The 25,488-nt window shown below is 71.4% G+C and carries 25 protein-coding genes and 1 pseudogene; 22 read left to right on the forward strand and 4 right to left on the reverse strand.

Going from position 1 to position 25,488, the window contains the following annotated elements:
- Window positions 1–31 precede the first annotated feature (31 nt).
- The 13 genes and pseudogenes from DEJ47_RS33090 to DEJ47_RS33150 all read left to right on the forward strand — a co-directional run bounded on the left by DEJ47_RS33090 (window position 32) and on the right by DEJ47_RS33150 (window position 14,754).
- On the forward strand, window positions 32–979 hold the full coding sequence (locus tag DEJ47_RS33090) for an ABC transporter permease (protein WP_150174598.1): 948 nt from the start codon (window positions 32–34) through the stop codon (window positions 977–979).
- Window positions 972–1,778, forward strand: a complete 807-nt coding sequence (locus DEJ47_RS33095) for an ABC transporter ATP-binding protein (protein WP_190415681.1) — start codon at window positions 972–974, stop codon at window positions 1,776–1,778. Before DEJ47_RS33090 ends, DEJ47_RS33095 begins: the two co-directional genes overlap by 8 nt.
- Before the next feature lie 346 nt (window positions 1,779–2,124).
- The gene (gene hpnC, locus DEJ47_RS33100) at window positions 2,125–3,021 is read left to right on the forward strand and encodes a squalene synthase HpnC (RefSeq protein ID WP_150174601.1); all 897 of its coding nucleotides are present in this window, start codon (window positions 2,125–2,127) and stop codon (window positions 3,019–3,021) included.
- Window positions 3,018–3,968, forward strand: coding sequence for a presqualene diphosphate synthase HpnD (gene hpnD / locus DEJ47_RS33105; protein WP_150174604.1), 951 nt, complete (start codon window positions 3,018–3,020; stop codon window positions 3,966–3,968). Before hpnC ends, hpnD begins: the two co-directional genes overlap by 4 nt.
- Before the next feature lie 64 nt (window positions 3,969–4,032).
- Window positions 4,033–5,502, forward strand: a pseudogene (gene hpnE, locus DEJ47_RS33110) (hydroxysqualene dehydroxylase HpnE); the annotation flags it as partial.
- Window positions 5,499–6,632 carry a polyprenyl synthetase family protein gene (locus tag DEJ47_RS33115; RefSeq protein ID WP_150174609.1) on the forward strand — a complete coding sequence of 378 codons (1,134 nt, stop codon included), beginning with the start codon at window positions 5,499–5,501 and terminating at the stop codon, window positions 6,630–6,632. The pseudogene hpnE and the gene DEJ47_RS33115, both read left to right, overlap by 4 nt.
- 134 nt (window positions 6,633–6,766) lie before the next feature.
- Window positions 6,767–8,785 carry a squalene--hopene cyclase gene (shc, locus tag DEJ47_RS33120; RefSeq protein WP_150174611.1) on the forward strand — a complete coding sequence of 673 codons (2,019 nt, stop codon included), beginning with the start codon at window positions 6,767–6,769 and terminating at the stop codon, window positions 8,783–8,785.
- Window positions 8,785–9,438 (forward strand): 1-hydroxy-2-methyl-2-butenyl 4-diphosphate reductase, encoded by a 654-nt coding sequence (locus tag DEJ47_RS33125; RefSeq protein ID WP_150174614.1) that lies wholly within the window; start codon window positions 8,785–8,787, stop codon window positions 9,436–9,438. The genes shc and DEJ47_RS33125 overlap by 1 nt, the downstream gene beginning before the upstream one ends.
- A gap of 5 nt (window positions 9,439–9,443) precedes the next feature.
- On the forward strand, window positions 9,444–10,466 hold the full coding sequence (hpnH, locus tag DEJ47_RS33130) for an adenosyl-hopene transferase HpnH (protein ID WP_150174617.1): 1,023 nt from the start codon (window positions 9,444–9,446) through the stop codon (window positions 10,464–10,466).
- 68 nt (window positions 10,467–10,534) lie between these two features.
- Window positions 10,535–12,463: a 1-deoxy-D-xylulose-5-phosphate synthase gene (gene dxs, locus DEJ47_RS33135; protein WP_150174619.1), complete on the forward strand. Its 1,929-nt coding sequence runs from the start codon at window positions 10,535–10,537 to the stop codon at window positions 12,461–12,463.
- Window positions 12,460–13,869 (forward strand): aspartate aminotransferase family protein, encoded by a 1,410-nt coding sequence (locus DEJ47_RS33140; protein WP_150174622.1) that lies wholly within the window; start codon window positions 12,460–12,462, stop codon window positions 13,867–13,869. Before dxs ends, DEJ47_RS33140 begins: the two co-directional genes overlap by 4 nt.
- Before the next feature lie 79 nt (window positions 13,870–13,948).
- Window positions 13,949–14,584, forward strand: a complete 636-nt coding sequence (locus tag DEJ47_RS33145; protein ID WP_150174625.1) for a helix-turn-helix domain-containing protein — start codon at window positions 13,949–13,951, stop codon at window positions 14,582–14,584.
- 53 nt (window positions 14,585–14,637) lie between these two features.
- On the forward strand, window positions 14,638–14,754 hold the full coding sequence (locus DEJ47_RS33150) for a DUF6126 family protein (RefSeq protein ID WP_150176039.1): 117 nt from the start codon (window positions 14,638–14,640) through the stop codon (window positions 14,752–14,754).
- 16 nt (window positions 14,755–14,770) lie between these two features.
- Here DEJ47_RS33150 and DEJ47_RS33155 read toward each other — a convergent pair whose 3' ends face one another.
- Window positions 14,771–15,595, reverse strand: a complete 825-nt coding sequence (locus DEJ47_RS33155; RefSeq protein ID WP_398338851.1) for a tyrosine-protein phosphatase — start codon at window positions 15,593–15,595, stop codon at window positions 14,771–14,773.
- Window positions 15,596–15,706: 111 nt separating this feature from the next.
- Window positions 15,707–16,492 (reverse strand): ArsR/SmtB family transcription factor, encoded by a 786-nt coding sequence (locus DEJ47_RS33160; protein WP_150174631.1) that lies wholly within the window; start codon window positions 16,490–16,492, stop codon window positions 15,707–15,709.
- A 283-nt stretch (window positions 16,493–16,775) separates the two neighbouring features.
- Here DEJ47_RS33160 and DEJ47_RS33165 point away from each other — a divergent pair, with 283 nt between their 5' ends.
- From DEJ47_RS33165 to DEJ47_RS33180, 4 genes are all read left to right on the forward strand, one after another.
- A complete protein-coding gene (locus tag DEJ47_RS33165; RefSeq protein ID WP_150176040.1) occupies window positions 16,776–17,561 on the forward strand; it encodes an SGNH/GDSL hydrolase family protein in 786 nt (261 codons plus the stop codon).
- A 16-nt stretch (window positions 17,562–17,577) separates the two neighbouring features.
- Window positions 17,578–17,919 (forward strand): hypothetical protein, encoded by a 342-nt coding sequence (locus DEJ47_RS33170; protein ID WP_150174633.1) that lies wholly within the window; start codon window positions 17,578–17,580, stop codon window positions 17,917–17,919.
- Window positions 17,920–18,120: 201 nt separating this feature from the next.
- Window positions 18,121–18,912 (forward strand): SIMPL domain-containing protein, encoded by a 792-nt coding sequence (locus tag DEJ47_RS33175; protein WP_150174636.1) that lies wholly within the window; start codon window positions 18,121–18,123, stop codon window positions 18,910–18,912.
- A gap of 108 nt (window positions 18,913–19,020) precedes the next feature.
- A complete protein-coding gene (locus DEJ47_RS33180; protein ID WP_150174639.1) occupies window positions 19,021–20,229 on the forward strand; it encodes an MBL fold metallo-hydrolase in 1,209 nt (402 codons plus the stop codon).
- Between the two features lie 46 nt (window positions 20,230–20,275).
- On the opposite strand, the gene DEJ47_RS33185 is transcribed toward DEJ47_RS33180, so the two are convergent.
- Window positions 20,276–20,794 carry a CGNR zinc finger domain-containing protein gene (locus DEJ47_RS33185; RefSeq protein ID WP_150174642.1) on the reverse strand — a complete coding sequence of 173 codons (519 nt, stop codon included), beginning with the start codon at window positions 20,792–20,794 and terminating at the stop codon, window positions 20,276–20,278.
- Window positions 20,795–21,055: 261 nt separating this feature from the next.
- Here DEJ47_RS33185 and DEJ47_RS33190 point away from each other — a divergent pair, with 261 nt between their 5' ends.
- The 5 genes from DEJ47_RS33190 to DEJ47_RS33210 all read left to right on the forward strand — a co-directional run bounded on the left by DEJ47_RS33190 (window position 21,056) and on the right by DEJ47_RS33210 (window position 24,884).
- Window positions 21,056–22,882 (forward strand): sensor histidine kinase, encoded by a 1,827-nt coding sequence (locus DEJ47_RS33190; protein ID WP_150174644.1) that lies wholly within the window; start codon window positions 21,056–21,058, stop codon window positions 22,880–22,882.
- A gap of 89 nt (window positions 22,883–22,971) precedes the next feature.
- Window positions 22,972–23,406, forward strand: coding sequence for a roadblock/LC7 domain-containing protein (locus tag DEJ47_RS33195; protein ID WP_150174647.1), 435 nt, complete (start codon window positions 22,972–22,974; stop codon window positions 23,404–23,406).
- 2 nt (window positions 23,407–23,408) lie between these two features.
- On the forward strand, window positions 23,409–23,780 hold the full coding sequence (locus DEJ47_RS33200) for a DUF742 domain-containing protein (protein ID WP_150174650.1): 372 nt from the start codon (window positions 23,409–23,411) through the stop codon (window positions 23,778–23,780).
- Window positions 23,758–24,351 (forward strand): GTP-binding protein, encoded by a 594-nt coding sequence (locus DEJ47_RS33205; RefSeq protein ID WP_150174653.1) that lies wholly within the window; start codon window positions 23,758–23,760, stop codon window positions 24,349–24,351. The genes DEJ47_RS33200 and DEJ47_RS33205 overlap by 23 nt, the downstream gene beginning before the upstream one ends.
- A complete protein-coding gene (locus tag DEJ47_RS33210; protein ID WP_150174655.1) occupies window positions 24,348–24,884 on the forward strand; it encodes a GAF domain-containing protein in 537 nt (178 codons plus the stop codon). Before DEJ47_RS33205 ends, DEJ47_RS33210 begins: the two co-directional genes overlap by 4 nt.
- A 40-nt stretch (window positions 24,885–24,924) precedes the next feature.
- Here the strand turns inward: DEJ47_RS33210 and DEJ47_RS33215 are convergent, their stop codons facing one another.
- Window positions 24,925–25,476, reverse strand: a complete 552-nt coding sequence (locus tag DEJ47_RS33215) for a hypothetical protein (protein ID WP_150174658.1) — start codon at window positions 25,474–25,476, stop codon at window positions 24,925–24,927.
- Window positions 25,477–25,488: the final 12 nt, after the last annotated feature.

Raw genomic sequence — 25,488 nt, forward strand, 5'->3', positions numbered from 1 at the left:
CTGCGCTTTTCGAAGACGAAAGTTTCCACTCGTGAGTGAGACAACGCATGACGGCGGAGTCGCGGTGACAGCATCACCGTCGACTCCGTCGCCCGATGACGGGCTCTCCCGGGCCGAACTCGCCGCCAAGTACGGTCTGACCGTCAGCGGCGCCCGCCCCGGACTTTTCGAGTACGTCCGCCAGCTCTGGGGACGGCGCCACTTCATCCTCGCCTTCTCCCAGGCGAAGCTGACCGCCCAGTACAGCCAGGCCAAGCTCGGCCAGCTGTGGCAGGTGGCGACGCCGCTGCTGAACGCGGCGGTCTACTTCTTCATCTTCGGGCTGCTGCTCGGCGCCCGCGAGGGCATCCCGCACGAGATCTACGTGCCGTTCCTCGTGACGGGTGTCTTCGTCTTCACGTTCACGCAGAGCTCGGTCATGGCGGGCGTGCGGGCGATCTCCGGCAACCTCGGCCTCGTCAGGGCCCTGCACTTCCCGCGGGCCTCACTGCCGATCTCCTTCGCGCTGCAGCAGCTCCAGCAGCTGCTCTTCTCGATGATCGTGCTCGTCGTGATCATGTGCGCGTTCGGCATCTTCCCCGCCGTGTCCTGGCTGCTCGTCCTGCCCGCGCTGGTCCTGCAGTTCGTCTTCAACATGGGCCTGGCGCTGATCTTCGCCCGGATGGGCAGCAAGACGCCCGACCTGGCGCAGCTCATGCCGTTCGTGATGCGGACCTGGATGTACGCCTCGGGCGTCATGTTCAGCATCCCCGCGATGCTCGCGACCAAGAAGGACGTGCCCGCCTGGGTCGGGGACGTGCTCCAGTGGAATCCGGCCTCCATCTACATGGACCTGATCCGCTTCGCCATGATCGACAAGTACGACTCCTCGTACCTGCCCCCGCACGTGTGGGCCTTCGCGGTCGGCTGGGCCGTGGTGATCGGCGCGGTCGGGTTCGTGTACTTCTGGAAGGCGGAGGAGCGGTACGGCCGTGGCTGACGACAAGACCCCCGAGAAGGGCGACGCGAACGCCGGCAAGGGGCACATCCCCACCGTCATCGCCGACGAGCTGCACATCGTCTACCGAGTCAACGGCGCGAAGACGGGCAAGGGCAGCGCCACCTCCGCCCTGAGCCGCATGCTCAGGCGGGGCGAGGAGCGCGGGGTGCGCAAGGTGCACGCCGTGCGCGGCGTCAGCTTCACCGCCTACCGCGGCGAGGCCATCGGCCTCATCGGCTCCAACGGTTCCGGCAAGTCGACCCTGCTCCGCGCCATCGCAGGCCTGCTCCCCGCCGAGAAGGGCAAGGTCTACACCGACGGCCAGCCCTCGCTGCTCGGCGTCAACGCGGCCCTGATGAACGACCTGACGGGCGAGCGCAACGTCATCCTCGGCGGGCTCGCGATGGGCATGTCCCGCGAGCAGATCCGGGAGCGCTACCAGGAGATCGTCGACTTCTCCGGCATCAATGAGAAGGGTGACTTCATCACCCTTCCGATGCGCACGTACTCCTCCGGCATGGCGGCCCGCCTCCGTTTCTCCATCGCGGCCGCCAAGGACCACGACGTCCTGATGATCGACGAGGCCCTGGCCACCGGCGACCGCAAGTTCCAGAAGCGCTCCGAGGCCCGCATCCGCGAGCTCCGCAAGGAGGCCGGCACGGTCTTCCTGGTCAGCCACAACAACAAGTCGATCCGCGACACGTGCGACCGCGTGCTGTGGCTGGAGCGCGGCGAGCTGCGCATGGACGGGCCGACCGACGAGGTCATAAAGGAGTACGAGAAGTTCACCGGCAAGTAGCTCGATCGAGCCACGGGGGAACACCCGTTCGGTAATAGTGCCCCGCCGGGACGAGCCCGGCGGGGCACTGTCGTGACATGGTGTCCCCGGGGCCACTCGGCCCCCTCAACTCACCGTCGGCGAAGGAAGGTTGACGCCAATCGGTGTGTTGTTGTGATGCGCCGAACACCCCGACGATGCGTGTTGGGTTGTACAACGTAAGCTGTACAGGTGCTGATTCGCGGCAAGTGGGGCGATATCGCGCGGTGCCCCGCCTCGGAGCACGGCCCACCTCGGAGCGAACCGGGCGGCGTGTCCGAAATAGGATGTATTGGGTCGGCAGTGTAGAACGGGAGATGTGACGGCAATGGCTACGGACGATCTCCAGCTCCGCGATGCTTCCGCCGTCCTCGCCAAGGCCGCGGACGAGAACTTTCCCGTCGCGCCCTTCTTCCTTCCCCGCGCCTGGCGCGACGACCTCATGGCCGTCTACGGCGTCGTCCGCCTCATCGACGACATCGGCGACGGCGACTTGGCCCCCGGCGCCGGCCACGCCCGCCACCTCGGGCTCGACGCCGACACGGACGACCCGCTGCCTCTCCTCGACGCTGTCGCCGCCGACCTGGACAAGGTCTTCACCGGCGCCCAGCCCGGCCACCCGCTCGTACGGGCGCTGCGGCCGGCCGCCGAACGCGGCACCCTCACAGCCGCCCCCTTCCTGGCCCTGATCGAGGCCAACCGCCAGGACCAGGCCATCACGCGCTACGAGACGTACGACGACCTCGTCGCGTACTGCGCGCTCTCCGCCAACCCCATCGGCCGCCTCGTCCTGGCCATCACGGGCACGGAGACCCCGGAGCGCGTCCGCCGCTCGGACGCCGTCTGCACCGGCCTGCAGATCGTCGAGCACATCCAGGACGTCGCCGAAGACCTGCGGCGCGGCCGCATCTACCTGCCTGTCGAGGACATGAAGCGGTTCCACGTGAGTGAGTCAGATCTGGCCCTGCCGACAGCGGGCGCATCGGTGCGCGCCCTGGTCGCATTCGAAGTGGAACGCGCCCGCGGCCTGCTGAATGAAGGCACCCCCCTGGTGGGTAGCGTCCACGGCAGGCTGAAGCTGCTGCTGGCCGGGTTCGTGGCAGGGGGGAGGGCGGCCACCCGGGCGATCGCCGACGCCGGGTACGACGTCCTGCCCGGACCGCCGAAGCCGACCAAGCCGCGCCTGCTGCGCGAGACGGGTGCAGTTCTGCGAGGAGAGGGGTGAGCCGGGCCGTGGAGTCGGATCCGCACGTATCCGCGTCGGTGCTCGCCGCGTACAGCTACTGCGAGGCCGTGACCGGCCGGCAGGCGCGCAACTTCGCGTACGGCATCAGGCTGCTGCCGACGCCCAAGCGCCGGGCCATGTCCGCGCTCTACGCCCTGTCCCGGCGGGTCGACGACATCGGCGACGGCGAGCTCGCCCTGGACGTCAAGGCGCAGCGGCTCGACGACACCCGCGCGCTGGTCGCACGGATCCGCACGGGCGAGGTGCACGAGGACGACACCGACCCCGTGGCGGTCGCCCTCGCCCACGCCGCCGCGCACTTCCCCATCCCGCTGGAAGGCCTCGACGAACTCATCGACGGCGTCCTGAAGGACGTACGCGGTGAGACGTACGAGACGTGGGAGGACCTCAAGGTCTACTGCCGCTGCGTCGCCGGAGCCATCGGGCGGCTCTCACTCGGCGTGTTCGGCACCGAGCGGGGGGCGCTCCACGCGGAACGCGCGCCGGAGTATGCCGACACGCTCGGCCTCGCGCTCCAACTGACCAACATTCTCCGGGACGTTCGCGAGGACGCCCTCGACGGGCGGACCTATCTGCCCGCCGACGACCTCGCCAAGTTCGGCTGCTCCGCCGGCTTCGCCGGCTCCGAGCCGCCCGCCGGAGCCGACTTCGCGGGCCTCGTCCACTTCGAGGTGCGCCGCGCGCGTGCCCTGTTCGCCGAGGGCTACCGCCTGCTGCCCATGCTGGACCGGCGCAGCGGCGCCTGCGTGGCCGCCATGGCCGGCATCTACCGCCGCCTCCTCGACCGCATCGAGCGCGAGCCGGAAGCGGTCCTGCGCGGCCGTGTCTCGCTCCCCGGGCGCGAGAAGGCGTACGTCGCCGTGCGCGGACTGTCCGGTCTCGACGCGCGGAACGTGTCACGACAGACCGTCCGGAGGCGTGTGTGATGCGCATCCGGAGTGATCGTGGGGCAGTTGGGACAACGTTCGCAAAGCGGCGGGCAACCCTCCGCTCCAAGGTCGCGTCCCAGACTGCAACGGCCGAAGGGGTGGGTGCATGACGAGGAAAGACATGCAGCCCGAGGGGCTGACCGAGGAAGCCGAAGGCCGCTCCGCAGGGGCGGCCGCCGTGGTGGTCGGCGGCGGCCTCGCGGGCGTCACCGCCGCGCTCGCGCTCGCCGACGCGGGCCTGCGCGTGACGCTGCTCGAAGGGCGGCCGCGGCTCGGCGGGCTCGCGTTCTCCTTCCAGCGCGGCGCGCTGACCGTCGACAACGGCCAGCACGTCTATCTGCGCTGCTGCACCGCCTACCGCTGGTTCCTCGACCGCATCGACGGCGCACACCTCGCACCCGTGCAGGAACGTCTCGACGTGCCCGTCCTCGACGCGGACCGCAACCGGCTCGGACGCCTCAGGCGCACCGCGCTTCCCGTGCCGCTGCACCTCGCGGCGAGCCTCGCCACCTATCCTCACCTGTCGGTCGCCGAGCGCGCCAAGGTGGGCCGCGCGGCGCTCGCCCTCAAGGGACTCGACCCGGCCGACCCCGTGCTCGACGGCCAGAACTTCGGCAGCTGGCTCGCCAGGAACGGTCAGTCCGCGCGCGCCATCGAGGCCCTCTGGGACCTCGTGGGCGTCGCGACGCTCAACGCCTGCGCGGGAGACGCCTCACTCGGGCTCGCCGCGATGGTGTTCAAGACCGGGCTGCTCTCCGAACCGGGCGCCGCCGACATCGGCTGGGCCCGGGTGCCCCTCGGCGATCTGCACGACACGCTGGCCCGCAAGGCGCTCGACGCAGCGGGAGTCCGTACGGAACTAAAGGCACGTGTCACCTCCATCTCCCGTACGGACAACGGTGGTTGGCGCGTGGAGGTTCCCGGCGAGACCATCGAGGCGGAAACCGTCGTGCTCGCCGTGCCGCAGCACGAGACGCACGATCTCCTGCCCGACGGCGCCCTCGACCGGCCCGACCGGCTGCTCGACATCGACACCGCGCCGATCCTCAACATCCACGTCGTGTACGACAGGAAGGTCCTGAAACGGCCCTTCTTCGCCGCCATCGGCACACCCGTGCAGTGGGTCTTCGACCGGACCGAGGCCTCCGGACTGACCGAGGGGCAGTACCTGGCGCTCTCGCAGTCGAACGCGCGGGACGAGATCGACGCGCCCGTCGCGGCCCTGCGAGAGCGCTATCTGCCGGAGCTTGAGCGGCTGCTGCCCGCGGCGCACGGCGCCGAGGTGCGGGACTTCTTCGTCACCCGCGAGCGCACCGCGACCTTCGCGCCCACCCCCGGCGTCGGCAGGCTCCGCCCCGGTGCCCGCACCAAGGCCCGCGGCCTGTACCTCGCGGGCGCGTGGACCGCCACCGGGTGGCCCGCGACCATGGAGGGTGCCGTACGCAGCGGCATCAGCGCGGCCGAAGCCGCCCTCTCCGCCCTCGACCGCCCCCGTGATCACCTCTTCGCATTCGAGGAGGCGGCGGCGTGAAGCTCGACCTTCTGGGGTCAGGTCCCCAGCGAAACAGCACCGGAACAAGAGGAGAAACTGTGCCGACTGTGCCCTCGGCCGAGAAAACGGCTGCCGACACGGTGGACGTGACCTCACTGCTCGAGCAAGGAAGGACGCTGGCCACCCCGGTGCTGCGGGCCGCGGTGGACCGTCTCGCGCCGCCCATGGACACCGTGGCCGCCTACCACTTCGGCTGGATCGACGCGGAGGGCAACCCCTCCGACGGCGACGGCGGCAAGGCCGTGCGCCCCGCGCTCGCCCTGCTCTCCGCCGAGGCCGCGGGCGCGCCGCCCGAGGTCGGCGTCCCCGGCGCGGTCGCCGTCGAGCTCGTGCACAACTTCTCGCTGCTCCACGACGACCTGATGGACGGCGACGAGCAGCGCCGCCACCGCGACACCGTGTGGAAGGTGCACGGCCCCGCGCAGGCCATCCTCGTCGGCGATGCCCTCTTCGCACTCGGCAACGAGATCCTCCTCGAACTCGGCACCGTCGAGGCGGGCCGCGCCACCCGCCGCCTCATCACCGCCACCCGCGCGCTGATCGACGGCCAGGCCCAGGACATCAGCTACGAGCACCGCGACCGGGTCACCGTCGAGGAGTGCCTGGAGATGGAGGGCAAGAAGACCGGCGCCCTCCTCGCCTGCGCGGTCTCCATCGGCGCCGTCCTCGGCGGCGCGGACGACCACACCGCCGACACCCTGGAGAAGTACGGGTACCACCTCGGCCTCGCCTTCCAGGCCGTGGACGATCTGCTCGGCATCTGGGGCGACCCGGAGGCCACCGGCAAGCAGACGTGGAGCGACCTGCGCCAGCGCAAGAAGTCGCTGCCCGTGGTGGCCGCCCTGGCCGCGGGCGGCCCCGCGTCCGAGCGGCTCGGCGAACTGCTCACCGCCGACTCCAAGAGCAGCGACTTCGAGAACTTCTCCGAGGACGAGTTCGCCGCGCGCGCCGCCCTCATCGAGGAGGCGGGCGGCCGCGAGTGGACCGCCAAGGAGGCCCGGCGCCAGCACGCCATCGCCATCGAGGCACTGGACCACGTCCAGATGCCGGACCGTATCCGGGCGCAGCTCGTCGCGCTCGCCGACTTCGTCGTCGTACGAGAGAGATGATCACCATCGCGCGGATATCCGGGACATCCGGGGGGTGACCCCCGGACCCACAGGCAGTCGCCGGCCGGCGTGACGCGTCGGCCGACGGCGGACCCACAGCAGACGTAGCCACCGCACTGCACGAAGGGGAAGCCATGACAGCGACGACCGACGGAAGCACCGGAGCGGCCACGCCCCGCGCAGCCTCGGCCAGCCAGTCCACCGAAACCGTCCTTCCGATCGATACGACCGCGGCAGGCCCTCGCGAGGCCGCCGCGCGCGCCATGCGGCGCTCCACGGACTTCCTGCTCGCCCGGCAGGACGCCGAAGGCTGGTGGAAGGGCGACCTCGAGACCAATGTGACCATGGACGCCGAGGACCTCCTCCTGCGGCAGTTCCTCGGCATCAGGGACGAGGACACCACACGCGCCGCCGCGCTCTTCATCCGCGGTGAGCAGCGCGACGACGGCACCTGGGCCACGTTCTACGGCGGCCCCGGCGAACTCTCCACCACCATCGAGGCGTACGTCGCGCTGCGCCTGGCCGGCGACCGGCCCGACGAGCCCCACATGGCGAAGGCCTCCGCGTGGATCCGCGACCGGGGCGGCATCGCCGAGGCCCGCGTCTTCACCCGGATCTGGCTCGCCCTCTTCGGCTGGTGGAAGTGGGACGACCTGCCCGAACTCCCGCCGGAGCTCATCTACTTCCCCAAGTGGGTCCCGCTCAACATCTACGACTTCGGCTGCTGGGCGCGGCAGACGATAGTGCCGCTCACCATCGTGTCCGCCAAGCGGCCCGTGCGTCCCGCGCCGTTCGCCCTGGACGAGCTGCACACCGACGCGCGCGTGCCCAACCCCTCCAAACCCCTTGCGCCTGTGGCGAGTTGGGACGGTCTCTTCCAGCGGCTCGACAAGGCGCTGCACGTCTACCACAAGGTCGCGCCGCGCCCGCTGCGCAGGGCCGCGATGAACAGCGCCGCCCGCTGGATCATCGAGCGGCAGGAGAACGACGGCTGCTGGGGCGGCATCCAGCCGCCCGCCGTCTACTCCGTCATCGCGCTGCACCTGCTCGGCTACGACCTGGAACACCCCGTCCTGAAGGCCGGACTCGCCTCCCTCGACCGGTTCGCCGTGTGGCGCGAGGACGGCTCGCGGATGATCGAGGCCTGCCAGTCGCCCGTGTGGGACACCTGCCTGGCGACGATCGCGCTCGCGGACGCCGGAGTGCCCGCGGACCACCCGCAGCTGGTCAAGGCCGCCGACTGGATGCTCGGCGAGCAGATCGTGCGGCCCGGTGACTGGTCGGTGCGCAGGCCCGGTCTCACGCCCGGCGGCTGGGCGTTCGAGTTCCACAACGACAACTACCCCGACATCGACGACACCGCGGAGGTCGCCCTCGCGCTGCGCCGGGTCGCGCACCCGGACAAGGCGCGCCTGGAGAACGCCATCGACCGCGGGGTCCGCTGGAACCTCGGCATGCAGTCGAAGAACGGCGCCTGGGGAGCCTTCGACGTCGACAACACCAGCCCCTTCCCCAACCGGCTGCCGTTCTGCGACTTCGGCGAGGTCATCGACCCGCCGTCCGCCGACGTCACCGGGCACGTCGTGGAGATGCTCGCCGTCGAGGGGAAGTCCCACGACCCGCGCACCCGGCGCGGCATCGAGTGGCTCCTCGCCGAACAGGAGGAGAACGGCGCCTGGTTCGGACGCTGGGGCGTCAACTACATCTACGGCACGGGGTCGGTGGTGCCCGCCCTGATCACGGCCGGACTGCCCGCCTCGCACCCGGCGATCCGGCGCGCGGTGCGGTGGGTCGAGTCGGTGCAGAACGACGACGGCGGCTGGGGCGAGGACCTGCGCTCCTACCGCGACCGGGGCTGGGTCGGCCACGGCACGTCGTCCGCGTCGCAGACCGCGTGGGCGCTCCTCGCCCTCCTGTCGGCCGGCGAGCGCGAGGCGAAGTCGACGGAGCGGGGCATCGCCTGGCTCGTCGACGCGCAGCGCGCGGACGGCTCGTGGGACGAGCCGTACTTCACCGGCACCGGCTTCCCCTGGGACTTCTCCATCAACTACCACCTGTACCGGCAGGTGTTCCCGCTCACCGCCCTCGGCAGGTACATCAACGGGGAGCCCTTCGCGGGCGGCTCCGACGCCCGCACCGCCAAGGGCAGCTGATGGACCGGAACCCGGCCCCACGGCCGGGCCCCGCCCCGCTGCTGATCGCCTGCGCGCTCGGCATCGAGCGCCTCGCCCTGCGCACCGGCGACCGCAAGGGCGCGCCGGGAGACATGACCGTGCTGCGCACCGGCATGGGCCCCAAGAACGCCGAGCGCGCCGTCACCGGGGCGCTCGGACAGCACACCCTGCGCGACGCGGCCGTACTGGCCACCGGCTTCTGCGCCGGACTCGCCCCCGGCATGCACCCCGGCGATCTCGTCGTCGCCGAGGAGACCAGGGACGCGCGCGGCAGCACCCCCTGTACGGGAACCGGGCTGCTGGTCGAGGAGCTGGTGCGGGCCCTGCCCGGCCGCACCGTGCACACCGGACCGCTCACCGGCTCCGACCACGTCGTCCGCGGTCCCGAGCGCGGCGCTCTCCTGGCCACGGGCGCGATCGCCGTGGACATGGAGTCCGCCGCGACGCTGCACGGTGCCGTACGCACCGGCCGACGGCCCGTTGCGGCCGTCCGGGTGGTCGTGGATGCCCCACAGCACGAACTCGTCCGCATCGGCACGGTGCGCGGTGGAATATCAGCTTTCCGTGTTCTTCGTGCCGTGCTCCCCGCTTTCTTTGAATGGCACCGTTCTTCGCTGCTCCCCCGGAGGTGAGCCAGATGGCCATGCCGCTTCGTCAGTCCATCAAGGTCGCTACGTATCTCTTTGAACAGAAGCTGCGCAAGCGCGACAAGTTCCCGCTGATCGTCGAATTGGAACCGCTCTTCGCCTGCAACCTGAAGTGTGAGGGCTGCGGGAAGATCCAGCATCCGGCCGGGGTGCTCAAGCAGCGCATGCCGGTGGCCCAGGCCGTGGGCGCCGTTCTCGAATCCGGTGCCCCCATGGTGTCCATCGCGGGCGGCGAGCCGCTGATGCACCCTCAGATCGACGAGATCGTGCGCCAGTTGGTGGCGCGGAAGAAGTACGTCTTCCTCTGCACCAACGCGATGCTGCTGCGCAAGAAGATCGAGAAGTTCGAGCCCTCGCCGTATTTCGCGTTCGCCGTGCACATCGACGGAATGCGGGAGCGGCACGACGAGTCCGTCGCGAAGGAAGGCGTCTTCGACGAGGCCGTGGCCGCCATCAAGGAGGCCAAGCGGCGCGGTTTCCGGGTCACCACCAATTCGACGTTCTTCAACACCGACACCCCGCAGACCATCATCGAGGTCCTCAACTTCCTCAACGACGACCTGCAGGTCGACGAGATGATGCTGTCGCCCGCCTACGCCTACGAGAAGGCGCCCGACCAGGAGCACTTCCTCGGTGTCGAGCAGACCCGCGAGCTCTTCAAGAAGGCCTTCGCGGGCGGCAACAGGCTGCGCTGGCGGCTCAACCACTCGCCGCTCTTCCTGGACTTCCTGGAGGGCAAGGCGGACTTCCCGTGCACCGCGTGGGCCATCCCGAACTACTCGCTGTTCGGCTGGCAGCGCCCGTGCTACCTGATGAGCGACGGGTACGTCCCCACGTACCGCCAGCTCATCGAGGAGACCGACTGGGACAAGTACGGTCGCGGCAAGGACCCGCGCTGCGCCAACTGCATGGCGCACTGCGGTTACGAACCGACGGCGGTCCTCGCCACCATGGGCTCCCTCAAGGAGTCCATCCGCGCGGCCCGCGAGACGGTCTCCGGAAACCGCGGGTGACGTGATGACCTCCCGGAGGCCCGTTTCCCGGGCCTCCGGGAGGGATCAACCAGAGAGGGGGCTCGAGCATGACCATTCTCGACACCATCAGGGGGCCACGGGACCTGAAGGGGCTCTCCGGGGCGGAGCTCGACGAACTGGCAGGGGAGATCAGGGAGTTCCTGGTGCACGCGGTCGCCAGGACGGGAGGCCATCTCGGCCCCAATCTGGGGGTGGTGGAGCTCTCCATCGCCCTGCACCGCGTCTTCGAGTCGCCGGTCGACCGGCTCGTGTGGGACACCGGCCACCAGAGCTACGTGCACAAACTGCTCACCGGGCGTCAGGACTTCTCCAAACTCCGCGGCAAGGGCGGCCTCTCCGGCTACCCCTCGCGCGAGGAGTCCGAGCACGACATCGTCGAGAACAGCCACGCGTCGACCGCGCTCGGCTGGGCGGACGGCCTCGCCAAGGCGCGGCAGGTCCTCGGCGAGCGCGGCCACGTCGTCGCCGTCATCGGGGACGGCGCGCTCACCGGCGGCATGGCCTGGGAGGCGCTGAACAACATCGCGGCCGCGAAGAACCGGCCGTTGATCATCGTCGTCAACGACAACGAACGCTCGTACGCGCCCACCATCGGCGGCCTCGCCAACCACCTCGCGACGCTCCGCACGACCGACGGCTACGAGCGCGTCCTCGCCTGGGGCAAGGACATCCTGCAGCGCACACCCCTCGTGGGGCAGACGCTGTACGAGTCGCTGCACGGCGCCAAGAAGGGGTTCAAGGACGCGTTCGCGCCGCAGGGCATGTTCGAGGACCTGGGGCTCAAGTACGTCGGGCCGATCGACGGGCACGACATCGGAGCCGTCGAGTCGGCCCTGCGCCGGGCGAAGCGCTTCCACGGCCCCGTCATCGTCCACTGTCTCACCGAGAAGGGCCGCGGCTACGAACCCGCGCTCGCCGACGAGGCGGACCGCTTCCACACCGTCGGCGTCATGGACCCGCTCACCTGCGAACCGCTCGCGCCGTCCAACGGCCCGTCCTGGACCTCGGTGTTCGGGGACGAGATCGTCCGCATCGGCGCCGAGCGCGAGGACGTCGTCGCCATCACCGCGGCCATGCTGGGCCCGGTCGGCCTGACGAAGTTCGCGGCGGCCCACCCCGACCGGGTGTGGGACGTCGGCATCGCCGAGCAGCACGCCGCCGTGTCGGCCGCCGGGCTCGCCACGGGCGGCCTGCACCCGGTCGTCGCCGTGTACGCCACGTTCCTCAACCGCGCCTTCGACCAGCTCCTGATGGACGTGGCGCTGCACCGGTGCGGGGTCACGTTCGTGCTCGACCGGGCCGGGGTCACCGGTGTCGACGGCGCCTCGCACAACGGCATGTGGGACATGTCGATCCTCCAGGTCGTGCCGGGGCTGCGGATCGCCGCGCCACGCGACGCCGACCAGCTGAGGGCGCAGCTGCGGGAAGCGGTCGCCGTGGACGACGCGCCGACGCTCCTGCGGTTCCCCAAGGAGTCGGTGGGGCCCGCGATCCCGGCCGTGGGCCGGGTCGGCGGCATGGACGTCCTGCTCCAGGAGTCGGACGCGGAAGGCGAGGCGGGCGCGGATGTGCTGCTCGTCGCCGTCGGGGTGATGGCGCCGGTCTGTCTGCAGGCCGCCGAGCTGCTCCGGGAGCGCGGTCTGCGCTGCACCGTCGTCGACCCGCGCTGGGTCAAGCCCGTCGACCCGGAGCTGCCCGGCCTCGCCGCACGGCACCGCCTCGTCGCCGTCGTCGAGGACAACAGCCGCGCCTCCGGGGTCGGCGCGGCGGTCGCGCTCGCGCTCGGCGACGCCGAAGTCGACGTACCGGTACGGCGGTTCGGCATCCCCGAACAGTTCCTGGCGCACGCCAAGCGGGGCGAGGTCCTCGCCGACCTGGGGCTCACCCCCGTCGAGATCGCCGGCCGCGTCAGCGCCACGCTGACCGCCGACCGGGGCGCGCACCAGCAGGGTCCAGGCAAGGAGTACACCGTATGACCAAGGGGCTCGACACCGAGGGCGCCAAGGAGTTCAACCTCGGCAGACTGCTGGCCGAGCGGGGCGCCGAACGGTACGAACTGCACACCCGGCACCTCAACCACCAGCTGCCGCGCATGCTGCACACCATCGGCTTCGACAAGGTCTACGAACGGGCCGAGGGCGCGTACTTCTGGGACGCGGAGGGCAACGACTACCTCGACATGCTCGCGGGCTTCGGCGTCATGGGTCTCGGCAGGCACCACCCGGTCGTCCGAAAGGCGCTGCACGACGTCCTCGACGCCTCGCTCGCCGACCTCACCCGCTTCGACTGCCAGCCGCTGCCCGGCCTGCTCGCCGAGCAACTGCTCGGGCACAGCCCGCACCTGGACCGGGTCTTCTTCGGCAACAGTGGCACCGAGGCGGTCGAGACGGCTCTGAAGTTCGCCCGCTACGCGACCGGCAGGCCGCGGGTGCTCTACTGCTCGCACGCCTTCCACGGGCTCACCACCGGCTCCCTCTCCGTCAACGGCGAGGCCGGTTTCCGGGACGGCTTCGCGCCGCTGCTGCCCGACACCGCGGTCCCGCTCGGCGACCTGGACGCGCTCGCCGCGGAGCTGAGGAAGGGCGACGTCGCCGGGCTGATCGTCGAACCCATCCAGGGCAAGGGCGTGCACGAGACCCCGCCCGGCTATCTGCGCGCCGCGCAGGAGCTGCTCCACCGCCACAAGGCGCTCCTGATCGCCGACGAGGTGCAGACCGGTCTCGGCAGGACCGGCGACTTCTACGCCTACCAGCACGAGGAGGGCGTCGAGCCCGACCTGGTCTGCGTCGCCAAGGCGTTGTCCGGCGGCTACGTGCCGGTCGGCGCGACCCTGGGCAAGGACTGGATCTTCAAGAAGGTCTACTCCTCGATGGACCGGGTGCTCGTGCACTCGGCGAGCTTCGGCTCCAACGCGCAGGCCATGGCGGCGGGGCTCGCCGTGCTCTCGGTGCTGGAGAACGAGAAGGTCGTCGAGAACGCCCGGGTGACGGGTGAGCTCCTCAAGTCCCGGCTCGCCGCCCTCGTCGGCCGCTACGAGCTGCTGAGCGAGGTGCGCGGCCGGGGGCTGATGATCGGCATCGAGTTCGGGCGCCCCAAGTCGCTCAAGCTGCGCGGCCGGTGGACGATGCTGCAGGCGGCCCGCAAGGGACTCTTCGCGCAGATGGTCGTCGTACCGCTGCTGCAGAAGCACCGCATCCTCACCCAGGTCTCCGGGGACCACCTGGAGGTCATCAAGCTGATCCCGCCGCTGACCGTGGGGGAGCGGGAGGTGGACCGCTTCGTGGACGCCTTCACCGCGGTGATGGAGGACGCGCACAGCGGCGGCGGACTGATGTGGGACTTCGGCAGGACGCTGGTGAAGCAGGCGGTCGCGAACCGGTAGACCGGGGGAGGCGACCAGTCCTTTTTGCCTCTCGGGCAAGAAAGTTGCCCGAGAGGCAAGGCTCTGACTCAATCAAGACATGAGCCCTGCCGAGCCCAAGGAGCCCGCGCCGCCGCCCGAGGCGGCCGAAGCGCTCCCCGCCGTGGCGCCCCAGCTGCGTGAACTGCGCCGCCGCGCCTCCCTGACCCTGGAGGCCGCCGCCCGCACGGCCGGGCTCTCGCCCGCCCACCTCTCCCGCCTGGAGACCGGGCAGCGCCAGCCCTCGCTGCCGATGCTGCTCACGCTCGCACGCGTCTACGGTACGACGGTCTCGGAGCTCCTCGGCGAGACGGTCGCGGACCGGGACGCGGTCGTCCGCGCGTCGGACATGGAACCGACCGCGGCCGGCGGCTGGACCTACTGGCAGGCGGGCGCCCCGGGCCGCGGCATGCAGGCACTGCGCGTGCACGTGCCGCACGGGGCGCAGGGCGACATCGTGCGCGTCCACCCCGGTGAGGAGTGGCTGTACGTCCTGAAGGGGCGGCTGCGGCTGCACCTGGGGGACACCGCGCACCTCCTCGGGCCGGGGGACAGCGCGCACTTCGACTCGCTGACCCCGCACCGGATCGCCGCCGCCGACCCGGGTGGCGCCGATCTCCTCTTCGTCCACACGCTGCTGCAGAGCCCCGCCACCGCGCTGTGCCTCGGCGGCCCCACTCAGGGAGACCCGACATGACGGAACCGGAACAGCAGGGCCCTGTTCAGCCGGAGCGGCCCGCCCGCAACACCATGGAGGAGAAGTTTCCCCGCGGGCTCTGGGTCCGTCTGATCATCTATGTGGCGGTCGGCCACGTCTTCGCGGCCTTCCTCTACCTGCTGTTCGAGGTGGGCGCGAACAGCAAGTAGCGGCCGGGCCCATGGCTCAGTCGAGGAGACGCTCGCGCAGCCGCTCGCGCGTCTCGGGGCTGAGCTTCAGACCCGTCGAGAGGTACGTGTCCACGTCGCCCCAGGTCTCCTCGATCGTCTCGTACGCCACCGCCAGGTACTCGGCGCGGGCGTCGAAGAGCGGGTCGAGGAGCTCCATGACCTCGGGCGACATCGCGTTCGGTGAGCTGTCGGAGCGGTGCACCTTGTAGCGGCGGTGCTTCACGTTCGACTTGAGGTAGTCCGCCTCGATCGCGTCACGCTCCACGCCCACGGCGAGGAGCGTGACGGCTATGGACAGGCCCGCGCGGTCCTTGCCCGCCGCGCAGTGCATCAGGGCGGGCACGCTGTCCTCGGCGAGCGCGTGCAGCACCTTGCTATGCTCGGCGGTGCGCTCCTTGATGATCGCCCGGTACGCGGCGCCCATCCGGTCGGCGCCCCTGCCGTCGGAGAGGATCGAGCGCAGCTGGTCGAGGTCGCCGTCGCGCACCATCTTCCAGAACTCGGCGCCGTCGGCCGGGTCGGTCAGCGGCAGATTCACGTTGCGCACGCCGGGCAGCTCGATGTCGGGGCCCTCGAGGCGCTGGTCGGCGGCGTTGCGGAAGTCGAAGATCGTGTGCAGGCCCAGCGACGCGAGGAACGCGGCGTCCTCCGCGGTGGCGTGCGCCAGGTGGCCGCTGCGGAAGAGCACGCCCCGGCGCACGTGCCGGCCGTCCACGGTCGGCAGCTCGCCCACGTCACGGAAGTTGCGCACTCCGGCGAGGTCGGGCTCCGACAGCTCCACCAGTGCTGCCAGCTCTGTCGGCGGGGACTCCTGCGTCACGGGCACTCCTCGGACTCTGCGCCGGCGCGGCTCGCCGGTAGATGCGTCTTTGACGATACGACATGGCTTCCCGGAGCGATCAAGTCCCGGCGGAGGCCTTCTCGTGACGCGTCAGGCCAGGGGTTCGCCGGTCTCCAGAAGGGTCTTGAGGCTGGAGAGGATGGCGGGCCAGCCCTGGCTGCACATGGACTTCAGCGTGCCCGCTCCGTCGAACTCGTGCGTGACGGTCAGCTTCACGCGGTCGCCCTCGGGCTCCAGGTCGAAGGTGACCTGTGAACGGCGCTCGCTCGCGAGCCGGGCGCGGAGTTCCTCGTCGATGCCGTTCGCCTCGGCCCACTGCGGGCTGAAGGTGTGCCAGGTGTACGCCAGCCTGCGGTGCGGCTCGTGGACGAGGACGACCTGCTCGGGGTCCTCGGTCGTGGCGCCCGTCTCGGTCCAGGTCATCGGGGAGCCAGGGGTCCAGTCGGTGCCGAAGCTCACGCCCCAGTACCGGCGGGTGAAGGCCGGGTCGGTCAGGGCCTGCCAGAGCCGCTCGGGGGTGGTGCGGATGTACGTCGTGTACACGAACGTCGTGCTGTCGCTGTCCATCGTCGGGTGCTCCAATGCTCTCTTCAGGTCCGCGAGGGCGTGGGCCCGTTCGCGGTCGAACCGGCTGATCCACCGTTCGGTGATGGCGTTGATCGGAGCGGCGTTCAGGTAGTGCAGCTTCGCCCGTCCCTGCCGCGTCGTGGTCACGAGTTCGGCGGCCTCCAGGACCGCGAGGTGCTTGCTGACCGACTGCCGGGCCATGTCGAGGCCCGCGCACAGCTCCCGCAGGGTCTGTCCGTTGCGGTCCCGCAGCCGGTCCAGCAGCTGTCGCCGGACCGGATCGGCCAGCGCCTTGAACGCCGCGTCCACTCTCCGCCACCCCCAGTCATGCAGCCGGACGGCTGCATCTCCATGATTGGCAGCCGACTGGCTGCATGTCAATCGGGGGGCGGATGACCGAGAAGGAGCGCCCGGAAAGGGTCGCGGGACGGAGCTGACACTTATTCCGTAGTTGGGTGAATCTTGACCGGTGGCTTATCTCACCCTCCGTCAACCCCTCCCTACGGTGGCGTAGGTCACTTAGAGAGGTGAAGGATGTGACGTCGTGAGCGCAGAGTCGACAACCTTCATCCACCACCCCATCAACAACGGAGTGATCAACTCCTACGCAGCGGTCGGCGACAGCTTCACCGAAGGCGTGGGCGACCCGGCCCCCGACGGCACCTTCGTCGGCTGGGCCGACCGCCTCGCGGTCCTGCTGGACGACCGGGTGCCCGAGCACACCTTCCGCTATGCCAACCTCGCCGTCCGCGGCAAACTCCTCGACCAGATCGTCGAGGACCAGGTGCCGCGCGCCAAGGAGCTCGCCCCCGACCTGGTGAGCTTCTGCGCCGGGGGCAACGACATCATCCGGCCCGGCACCGACCCCGACGAGGTCGCCGAGCGGTTCGAGCGGGCCGTCGCCGACCTCTCGTCGGCCGTGGGCACGGTCATGGTGACCACCGGCTTCGACACCCGCGGCGTCGCGGTCCTCAAGCACCTGCGCGGCAAGATCGCCACGTACAACATGCACGTCCGTGCCATCGCGGACCGCTACGGCTGCCCCGTCCTCGACCTGTGGTCCCTCAAGACCGTCCAGGACCGCCGGGCGTGGGACGGCGACCGGCTGCACCTCTCCGCCGAGGGCCACACGCGCGTGGCACTGCGGGCCGCCCAGGTCCTGGGGCTCGACGTGCCCGCCGACCCCGACCAGGCGTGGCCGCCGCTGCCGCCGCGCGGCACGCTGGAGGTGCGTCGCGACGACATCCACTGGGCACGCGAGTACCTGGTGCCGTGGATCGGACGGCGCATCCGCGGCGAGAGCTCGGGGGACCACGTGGAGGCGAAGGGCTTCCGCAACATCGACGCCCTCAAGATGCAGATCCACGCCGGCTCCTGAACCGAGGGGGCCGTCCGTGCCCGCCACCATCGCCCGCCCGGGGCGGTCTTCACGGGCGGGGACGGACGGCGGCGCGCGCGGCCCGGGGCGCCGCGCGTGCGGGACGGGGGCGCTCGGCAACCCGCACACCGAGAGTCCCGCGTCGACCGAGTTGATCGAGGTGGCCGCCCGCGACGCCCAGCACGCGTCCGGGCCCCACCGACGGCACGTCGATGCCGGACAACGCCGCACCCCCGCCCGGCAGCACGAGTTCGCCCCCGCGCGCCGAGAGCCCCACGCCCGGCCCACCCGCGGTCGTCACTCGCCGCCCGCCCGCAGCGACGCGGTGCGCGCGACCTCGTCGAGCAGCTCCTGGTAGGTCAGGCCGCGGACCGTGCCGGTGACGGGGCTGTCGTGCGAGGTCTCTGCACGGCATCGTGGGGCGAACGCCCGCCATCGCAGGGGGAGTCGGCCGGTGAGGTGACAGGGCTGGAGTGGCGCGGACCCGCGCGGGCGGCCCGGTGCTGGGATGACGGCGAACCGTCCCCGCAGGGACGGGCAGCCGGAAGGAACCCACGTCATGCGCTCAGTACGTTCCGTACGTTCCGTCAGTGCCCTGGCCCTCGCGTTCGCCGCTCTCGGGCTGCCGGGCGCCCCCGCCGTCGCCGCCCCGACCGCACCCGCCGCCCGCCCGGCCGCCGCCGTGGCCCCCGCGCCGGCGACGGTGAGCGTGACCGGGGCGGGCAGCGCGTCATCCGCACCCGACATGGCCGTGCTCACCGCCGGCATCGAGGTCACCCGGCCGACGGCGCACAAGGCGCTCATGGAGCAGAGCGCCGCGGCCGAGGTGCTCCTCGCCGCCGCACGCGCGGCGGGCGTCGACGAGCGCGACATCAGGACCGAGAACCTCTCGCTGTCCGCGGTGTACCGCGACCGGGACGGCGACCCGGGCCAGTACGAGGCCACGGGGCCGAGGGGCGAGGGCGAACTCTTCGTCGGCCACCGGGCCACGCAGATGTTCTCCCTGGTCGTCCGGGACATCGAGAAGACCGGCGCCGTGGTCCGCGCCGTCGCCGACGCACCCGGCGACGCGAGCCGCATCCACGCCGTCGCCTTCGACGTCCAGCACCCGGAGGAGCTGCGCGCCAGGGCCCGCTCGTCGGCGTACGAGGACGCGAGGAGCAGAGCCGCGCAGTACGCCCGGCTGAGCGGCCGGGGCCTGGGCCGGCTGCTCTCGCTGGAGGAGAGCGACGGCGGGCGCCCGCGTCCCGTGCCGGTCCCGGTGAGCTCCTTCTCGAAGGAGTCGGTCCCGGTGGCGCCGGGACGCATCCGGGACGAGGTCTCGGTGACGGCGGTGTACGAGCTGCGGTGACACGGGACGCCGCACCACGGGCGGGGCACCGGCTCAGGTGCCCCGCAGGACTCAGCCGGAGCCCGTGGACATAATGGGGAGGCCTATTCACCCCCCTCAGGAGGTCCCGTGTCCCGGTTCCTGATCCCCGGGCTGCGCTCGCTGCGGTCCGCTGCCTTCGGAGCGGATCCCTCGGGTGCCCGGCTGGCACGCATCCGCAGGTCGCCGAATTTCTCGGTGGCGGAGGGGTCCTTCCAGAACCCCGTGGGGGCGCGGACCCGGCCGACCGGGTCGACCCTGGAGTTCGCCAAGATCTACTTCCGCAAGGAGGAGCGTGTACGCCGCGGACCGGCCGGTACGGTTCCCGTGCACGCCACGACCCTCGCCGACCTCGCCAAGCCGCCGGTCGGCGGATTGCGCGTCACCTGGATGGGTCACTCCAGCGTCCTGGTCGAGATCGACGGGCGCCGCGTCCTCTTCGACCCGGTGTGGGGTGAGCGGTGCTCGCCCTTCTCCTTCGCGGGTCCCAAAAGGCTGCACCCGGTGCCGGTGCCGCTGGAGGCGCTCGGTCCTGTCGACGCGGTGGTCATCTCGCACGACCACTACGACCACCTGGACATGCCCACCATCAAGGCCCTCACCGGCACGGACACGGTGTTCGCGGTGCCGCTCGGCGTCGGCGCCCACCTGGAGCGGTGGGGCGTACCGGCCGACCGCCTGCGCGAACTGGACTGGCACGAGTCGGCGAAGGTCTCGGGGCTGACCCTCACGGCCACCCCGGCCCGCCACTTCTGCGGCCGCGGCCTGCGCAACCAGCAGCACACGCTGTGGGCGTCGTGGGTGGTGGCCGGGTCCGAGCACCGCGTCTACCACAGCGGCGACACGGGGTACTTCGCCGGTTTCCAGGAGATCGGTGCCGCACACGGGCCGTTCGACGTGACGATGATCCAGATCGGCGCGTACTCCGAGTACTGGCCCGACATCCACATGACCCCGGCCGAGGGCATGCAGGCCCACCTCGACCTCCAGGGCGGCGAGCCGCGCGGTGTGCTCCTGCCGATCCACTGGGGGACGTTCAACCTCGCCCCGCACGCCTGGTCGGAGCCGGGTGAGGACACGATGGCGGCGGCGCGCCGCGCGGGCGCCGCCATCGCCCTGCCCTGCCCCGGTGAGCCCTTCGAGCCCGGGTCAGGGTCCGTCCCGACGGCGCCGTGGTGGCGGGGCGTCGCCCTCACCCCGAAGGGCGGCTGGCCGGAGCCGGCCGTGGCGGACGCCGCCGCAACCGAACGGAGGCGCCCGTCGGACAGCGGGGAGCCGGAGGCGGCGCCGGTGGGGTGACGCGGCGCGGGGGACGCGGCGACCTGCGCCTGCGTCCCCCTCCACCTCACGCGGCGCGTGCGCGGTGTCTGCGTACCGCGTCGCGATTGGCGCAGCGCTGCGAGCAGTAGCGCTGCCGCCCCGTGCGCGAGGTGTCGGCGAAGACCGCCGTGCACCCGGTCACCGCGCACCGCCGCAGCCGGTGCATGCCCCGCCCCGCCAGATGCAGTGCCGTGCCCACCGAGATCAGTGAGAACAGCAGGTCGCCCAGGCGCCGGTCCGCCTCGCGGTAGTGCAGGTGCCAGCCGCTGCCCGCGTGGTCGGTCAGCCGCGGATACGCCGCCGCCGCGGCCAGCATGGCGTTGACCAGCTCGGCCCGCTCGTGCTCGTCGACCGCGTCGACGACCTTCTCCCAGGCGTCCAGGGCCTCCAGCGCACGCACCAGGTCGGCGTGCGCCACCGGGCGCTCCAGTACCAGCCCCGCGGCACGGCAGCGGTCCGCGAGTTCCTCCGCGTCGGCAGGCCGGCGGTTGGCCAGCTCGGCGGCCAGGTTCACGGCGTCCTCGCCGTAAGGGTTGAGATGCATGGGCCCATTACAGCAGGGAGCGCGAATCGGACCCGCGTACGAGGGCTCATACCAGAGCGGGACGCTGCCCCGCTGACTTTGTCAACTGCCCACCGCACATGATGCGTTGCCGACTACCGTGAGTGGCCGTCGGGCGACGCAGGGATCACGACGCAGGGCTGACGTCGCGACCTGCCGACCGGCACGGCGATGCCGCAACCACGCCGCAAAGAGGAGTCCGGCCGACCGCCGGGCCCTCGTCGCAACGTACCGAGGACGCAGATGTCTCACCTACGCGCACCGGCCGCCCGCGCAGACCGCCGAGAGGGCGGTCGGCACGGCAGACCCGGCAGCCGGACCGCCGCCGCCCTGCCCGAGACCCACATACGGCCGCAGCTCCTGCGCATCGCCGTGCTGCCCGCCGTCGCCGTGGGCCTCAGCGCCTGCGCGGCCGTGCTGTTCACCCTGCGGTCGACCGGCGCCCGGCCCGACCCCGTCCTGCTCGCCGTCCTCACCGCCGCCGCCCTCGTGGGCCTCGCCGGCATCGTGACGGCCGCCGTCGCCGCCGAGCGCGCCGCCAAGACCGTGCGCGACCGGGTCATCGTGCTGCGCCGCGCCACCGCCCGCGGCCAGACGGAACTGCGCGGCGTCGTCGACCAGTTGCGCCGCGGCGACCAGCCGCCCATCCCCGACCCCACGGCCCGGGTCAGGTCGGGCGGCGACGAGTTCGACCAGCTCGCCGACGAGCTGAACCGCGCCCAGGAAGCCGCAGTCGGCGCGGTCGTGCAGGCCTCGCAGCTCTCAAGCCACGCGGGAAGCGAACAGAAGGTCGAGGTCTTCGTGAACCTCGCCCGGCGGCTCCAGTCGCTCGTGCACCGCGAGATCTCCCTGCTCGACGAGTTGGAGAACGAGGTCGAGGACCCCGAACTGCTCAAGGGCCTCTTCCACGTCGACCACCTCGCGACCCGCATCCGCAGGCACGCCGAGAACCTCGCCGTGCTCGGCGGCGCCGTCTCGCGCCGCCAGTGGAGCAACCCGGTCTCCATGCACGAGGTGATGCGCTCCGCCATCGCGGAGGTCGAGCAGTACTCGCGCGTCAAACTGGTGCCGCCCATCGACGGCACCCTGCGCGGACACGCCGTCGCCGACGTCATCCACCTGCTCGCCGAACTCGTCGAGAACGCCACGGTGTTCAGCGCTCCGCACACCCAGGTCCTGCTGCGCGCCAACCTCGTCACCGCGGGAATCGCCGTGGAGGTCGAGGACCGCGGCCTCGGCATGCCCGTCACCGAGCAGAACAAGATGAACCGGCTGCTGACCGACCCCGACCAGGTCGACGTCGCGAGCCTGCTGCAGGACGGCCGCATCGGACTCTTCGTGGTCTCCGCGCTCGCCCGCAGGCACGGCGTCGCGGTGCGGCTGCAGACCAACATCTACGGCGGCGTCCAGGCCGTACTGATCCTGCCGCAGGAACTCCTCGGCGAGGAGCAGGAGGCCGACCCGGTCACCCGCCGCCGCCCGGCGGCGGAGGCGGCATCGCGGGGCGCCGCGGGGAGCGTGGAGGAAGGAGGGCGGGACGCGACACGCGCCGTGGCGCACGCCGACCCCCCGACCTGGCCGGAACCCACCCCGCTCCAACCCCAGCCGGCTCCTCAGCCCCAGCCGGACCCCCTGCCCCACCCGGCCCCCGCCACCGCACCGCCCCAGCCGCGCACCGCGAACGGCGCGGCACCCGCACCCCTCCCCGTGCGGGGCGCACGCCAGGACCGTCCGACGCCCGCCGACGCCACCCCCGGCATCCGTCCCGAGGACCGGCAGGCCGCCGCCGAACACACCGCGGCGCCGCCGACGCCCCGCAACGGTGCCGTGCGCGGCCGGGTCGGCAGACCACAGCTCCCGAAGCGGCGCGCCCAGGAACACATCGCACCGCAACTGCGCGACTCGCCGTCGCCGCGGTCCGACAACGACCAGGTCGTCGGCCACGACCCGAACCTGATGGCCGCGTTCCAGCGCGGCATCGGCCTCGCCCAGGCGCAGGACGCGCGCGAACCCACCCCGCGGGAACACCGGGCCGGCGCCCCGCACGACGGGCAAGGACACGGCGGCTGACCAGTACCCCGGGCCCGACCCCGACCCCGACCCCCCACCACTGCTTGCGCAGACCTACGTACGTCCGTACCTCAAGGAGTCGATCCACCATGGCGAGCGATGCGCCGACCGGCCATGTATCCGATCTCGACTGGCTGATGAGCGGCCTCGTGCAGCGCGTGCCGCACACGCACAGCGCCGTCCTGCTCTCCTCCGACGGACTCGTGAAGTCGGTGCACGGCCTCGACCCGGACAGCGCCGACCACATGGCCGCCCTCGCCTCCGGGCTCTACTCGCTGGGGCGCAGCGCGGGCATCCGCTTCGGCGACGGCGGTGACGTCCGTCAGGTCGTCGTGGAGCTGGACTCGACCCTCCTGTTCGTCTCCACCGCGGGCTCGGGCACCTGCCTGGCGGTGCTCGCCGGGCGCGACGCGGACGCGGCCGTCCTCGGCTACGAGATGGCGATGCTGGTCAAAAGCGTGCGGCCGTACCTGATCACCGCCCCCCGGCAACCCGCCGGTGAACCCGCGCCGATGAGGCACTGAGGATGGCGGCCCCGCACGACGGGCCCTGGCTCGACGACGCCGCGGGGCGGCTGGTCCGCCCCTACACCGTCAGCAACGGACGGACGAGACCGAGCAGTCAACTCGACCTGCTCTCCCTGGTGATGGCGACCGGATCCACCCCGCTCGGCTACCTCGGACCGGAGCATTCCACGGCCCTCGGACTGTGCGAGGAGCCGACCTCCGTCGCCGAGATCGCGGCCCAGCTGAAGCTGCCCGCGGCCGTGACCAAAGTGATCCTCTCGGATCTCCTCGACTGCGGGGCCCTCACCCAGAAGGCCCCGGACTTCTACCACAACCCCACTGACCGGTCCCTGTTGGAGGCAGTGCTCGATGGATTACGACGACAGCTCTGACCCCTTCCCCACCGCACTGAAGATCCTGGTCGCGGGTGGCTTCGGGGTCGGCAAGACGACCTTTGTCGGCGCGGTCAGCGAAATCGCGCCGCTCAGCACCGAGGAGCTGCTCACCACGGTCAGCGAGGGCACCGACGACCTGTCGGGCGTGGAGAACAAGACCACGACGACGGTCGCCATGGACTTCGGGAGGATCACACTCGACCCCGAACACGTGCTGTATCTCTTCGGCACGCCGGGCCAGGAACGCTTCTGGTTCATGTGGGACGAGCTCTCCGAAGGGGCACTCGGCGCGGTGGTGCTCGCCGACACGCGCCGCCTCGAGGACTGCTTCGCCGCCGTGGACTTCTTCGAGCAGCGCGGCATGGGCTTCATCGTGGCGATCAACGAATTCGACGGCGCCTACCGCTACGAACCCGACGAAGTGCGCTCCGCGATCGACCTCGACCCGCAAGTGCCCGTCGTGCGCTGCGACGCACGCATCTCCAGCTCCGGCATCCAGACCCTTCTCATCCTCGTCAAGCACCTCCTCAACCACGCCCCCGCGGCAAGCTACGGAGCCCACACGTGATGCACGACCCGACCGGGCGCCTCCTGCTCACCCCGGTGGACAACGAGGCGCCCGCCCGGGTGCGGAGGCTGCGCGGGCTCGGGATCGGTCAGTATCCCGAACCGGCCTTCGACGCCTTCGCGGACCGGCTCGCCGACCTGACGGGCGCGCCGTACGCCATGGTCAACTTCCTCGACGAGACCGGGCAGTTCTTCGCGGGCCTGCACGCCCCCGGCCACCCGGTCCGCGCGGCCGGCCGCTACATGACCCGCGATCACGGGTACTGCCCGCACGTGGTCGTACGCCGCAGAGCCCTCGTCCTGGAGGACGTCCGCGACTACCCGCGGTTCGCCGGCAATCCCGTCGTCGACGAGACCGGCATCCGCTCCTACCTCGGCGCACCCCTGATCGACCGCACGGACACGGTCCTCGGCACGGTCTGCGTCGTCGACGTCGAGCCACGCCGCTGGGGCACGGCGGGACTCGACACGATCAAACGCATGGCCGGGGAGCTGGTGGAGCAGATCCACCGGCGCGAGGAGGGCGGGATCTGACCCGTTCCCGCGGCTCGGGGCCCCGTTCCCCGCGGCCGCCTCAGGGCGACGTCCACGCGTCGGCGGGGAGGAACCTCGTCGGTGCGTGCATCGCCTCGTAGGGGAGGAAGACCGGCCGCGTGAGCAGACGGTCCGCCGCCCGCTGGGCGCACACGACCACGCCGAGGCTGGCCGACCCCGGTTCGCCGAGCTTCACGTAGAAGAGCTCCGAGAAAGGCTCGCGGGTCTCGGAACGGTCGATGATCCACTGCTCGACCTCCGACGGCACGCGGCCCACCAGGGCCATGCCGTCGGCGAAGACTTGCGGCCCCTTCGAGGCGTCGACCGAGATGCCCCGCAGCCGTTCGTCCAGGCCGTAGTAGAACGTCAGACCCAGCCCCCAGCACTCCCCTTTGACCGTGCCGTACCGATCCTGCGGCAGAGCCGCGCGCGTGTGGTGCTGGGGGTTCCGCGTGATGCCGCCGAGCGCCGCGGTGACGTCGGCGGGGCGCATCCCGAACCGCAGCGGGCCCACGCTCTGGAACGGTTCCAGCGACCAGCGCCGCCGCTCGCTCTCCGGCAGTACATCCCACACGCCCCACCGATCGAACATTCGCTCAGCCCT

It is taken from the genome of Streptomyces venezuelae (assembly GCF_008642355.1).
Classification (GTDB): domain Bacteria; phylum Actinomycetota; class Actinomycetes; order Streptomycetales; family Streptomycetaceae; genus Streptomyces; species Streptomyces venezuelae_B.

Bases quoted from the DNA above. Each gene is read 5' to 3' on its own strand.
- hpnC (WP_150174601.1), top strand. From the start codon at position 2,125: ATGGCTACGGACGATCTCCAGCTCCGCGATGCTTCCGCCGTCCTCGCC.
- shc (WP_150174611.1), top strand. From the start codon at position 6,767: ATGACAGCGACGACCGACGGAAGCACCGGAGCGGCCACGCCCCGCGCA.
- DEJ47_RS33125 (WP_150174614.1), top strand. From the start codon at position 8,785: ATGGACCGGAACCCGGCCCCACGGCCGGGCCCCGCCCCGCTGCTGATC.
- hpnH (WP_150174617.1), top strand. From the start codon at position 9,444: ATGGCCATGCCGCTTCGTCAGTCCATCAAGGTCGCTACGTATCTCTTT.
- dxs (WP_150174619.1), top strand. From the start codon at position 10,535: ATGACCATTCTCGACACCATCAGGGGGCCACGGGACCTGAAGGGGCTC.
- DEJ47_RS33140 (WP_150174622.1), top strand. From the start codon at position 12,460: ATGACCAAGGGGCTCGACACCGAGGGCGCCAAGGAGTTCAACCTCGGC.
- DEJ47_RS33145 (WP_150174625.1), top strand. From the start codon at position 13,949: ATGAGCCCTGCCGAGCCCAAGGAGCCCGCGCCGCCGCCCGAGGCGGCC.
- DEJ47_RS33150 (WP_150176039.1), top strand. From the start codon at position 14,638: ATGGAGGAGAAGTTTCCCCGCGGGCTCTGGGTCCGTCTGATCATCTAT.
- DEJ47_RS33175 (WP_150174636.1), top strand. From the start codon at position 18,121: ATGCGCTCAGTACGTTCCGTACGTTCCGTCAGTGCCCTGGCCCTCGCG.
- DEJ47_RS33185 (WP_150174642.1), bottom strand. From the start codon at position 20,794: ATGCATCTCAACCCTTACGGCGAGGACGCCGTGAACCTGGCCGCCGAG.
- DEJ47_RS33190 (WP_150174644.1), top strand. From the start codon at position 21,056: ATGTCTCACCTACGCGCACCGGCCGCCCGCGCAGACCGCCGAGAGGGC.
- DEJ47_RS33195 (WP_150174647.1), top strand. From the start codon at position 22,972: ATGGCGAGCGATGCGCCGACCGGCCATGTATCCGATCTCGACTGGCTG.
- DEJ47_RS33200 (WP_150174650.1), top strand. From the start codon at position 23,409: ATGGCGGCCCCGCACGACGGGCCCTGGCTCGACGACGCCGCGGGGCGG.
- DEJ47_RS33205 (WP_150174653.1), top strand. From the start codon at position 23,758: ATGGATTACGACGACAGCTCTGACCCCTTCCCCACCGCACTGAAGATC.
- DEJ47_RS33215 (WP_150174658.1), bottom strand. From the start codon at position 25,476: ATGTTCGATCGGTGGGGCGTGTGGGATGTACTGCCGGAGAGCGAGCGG.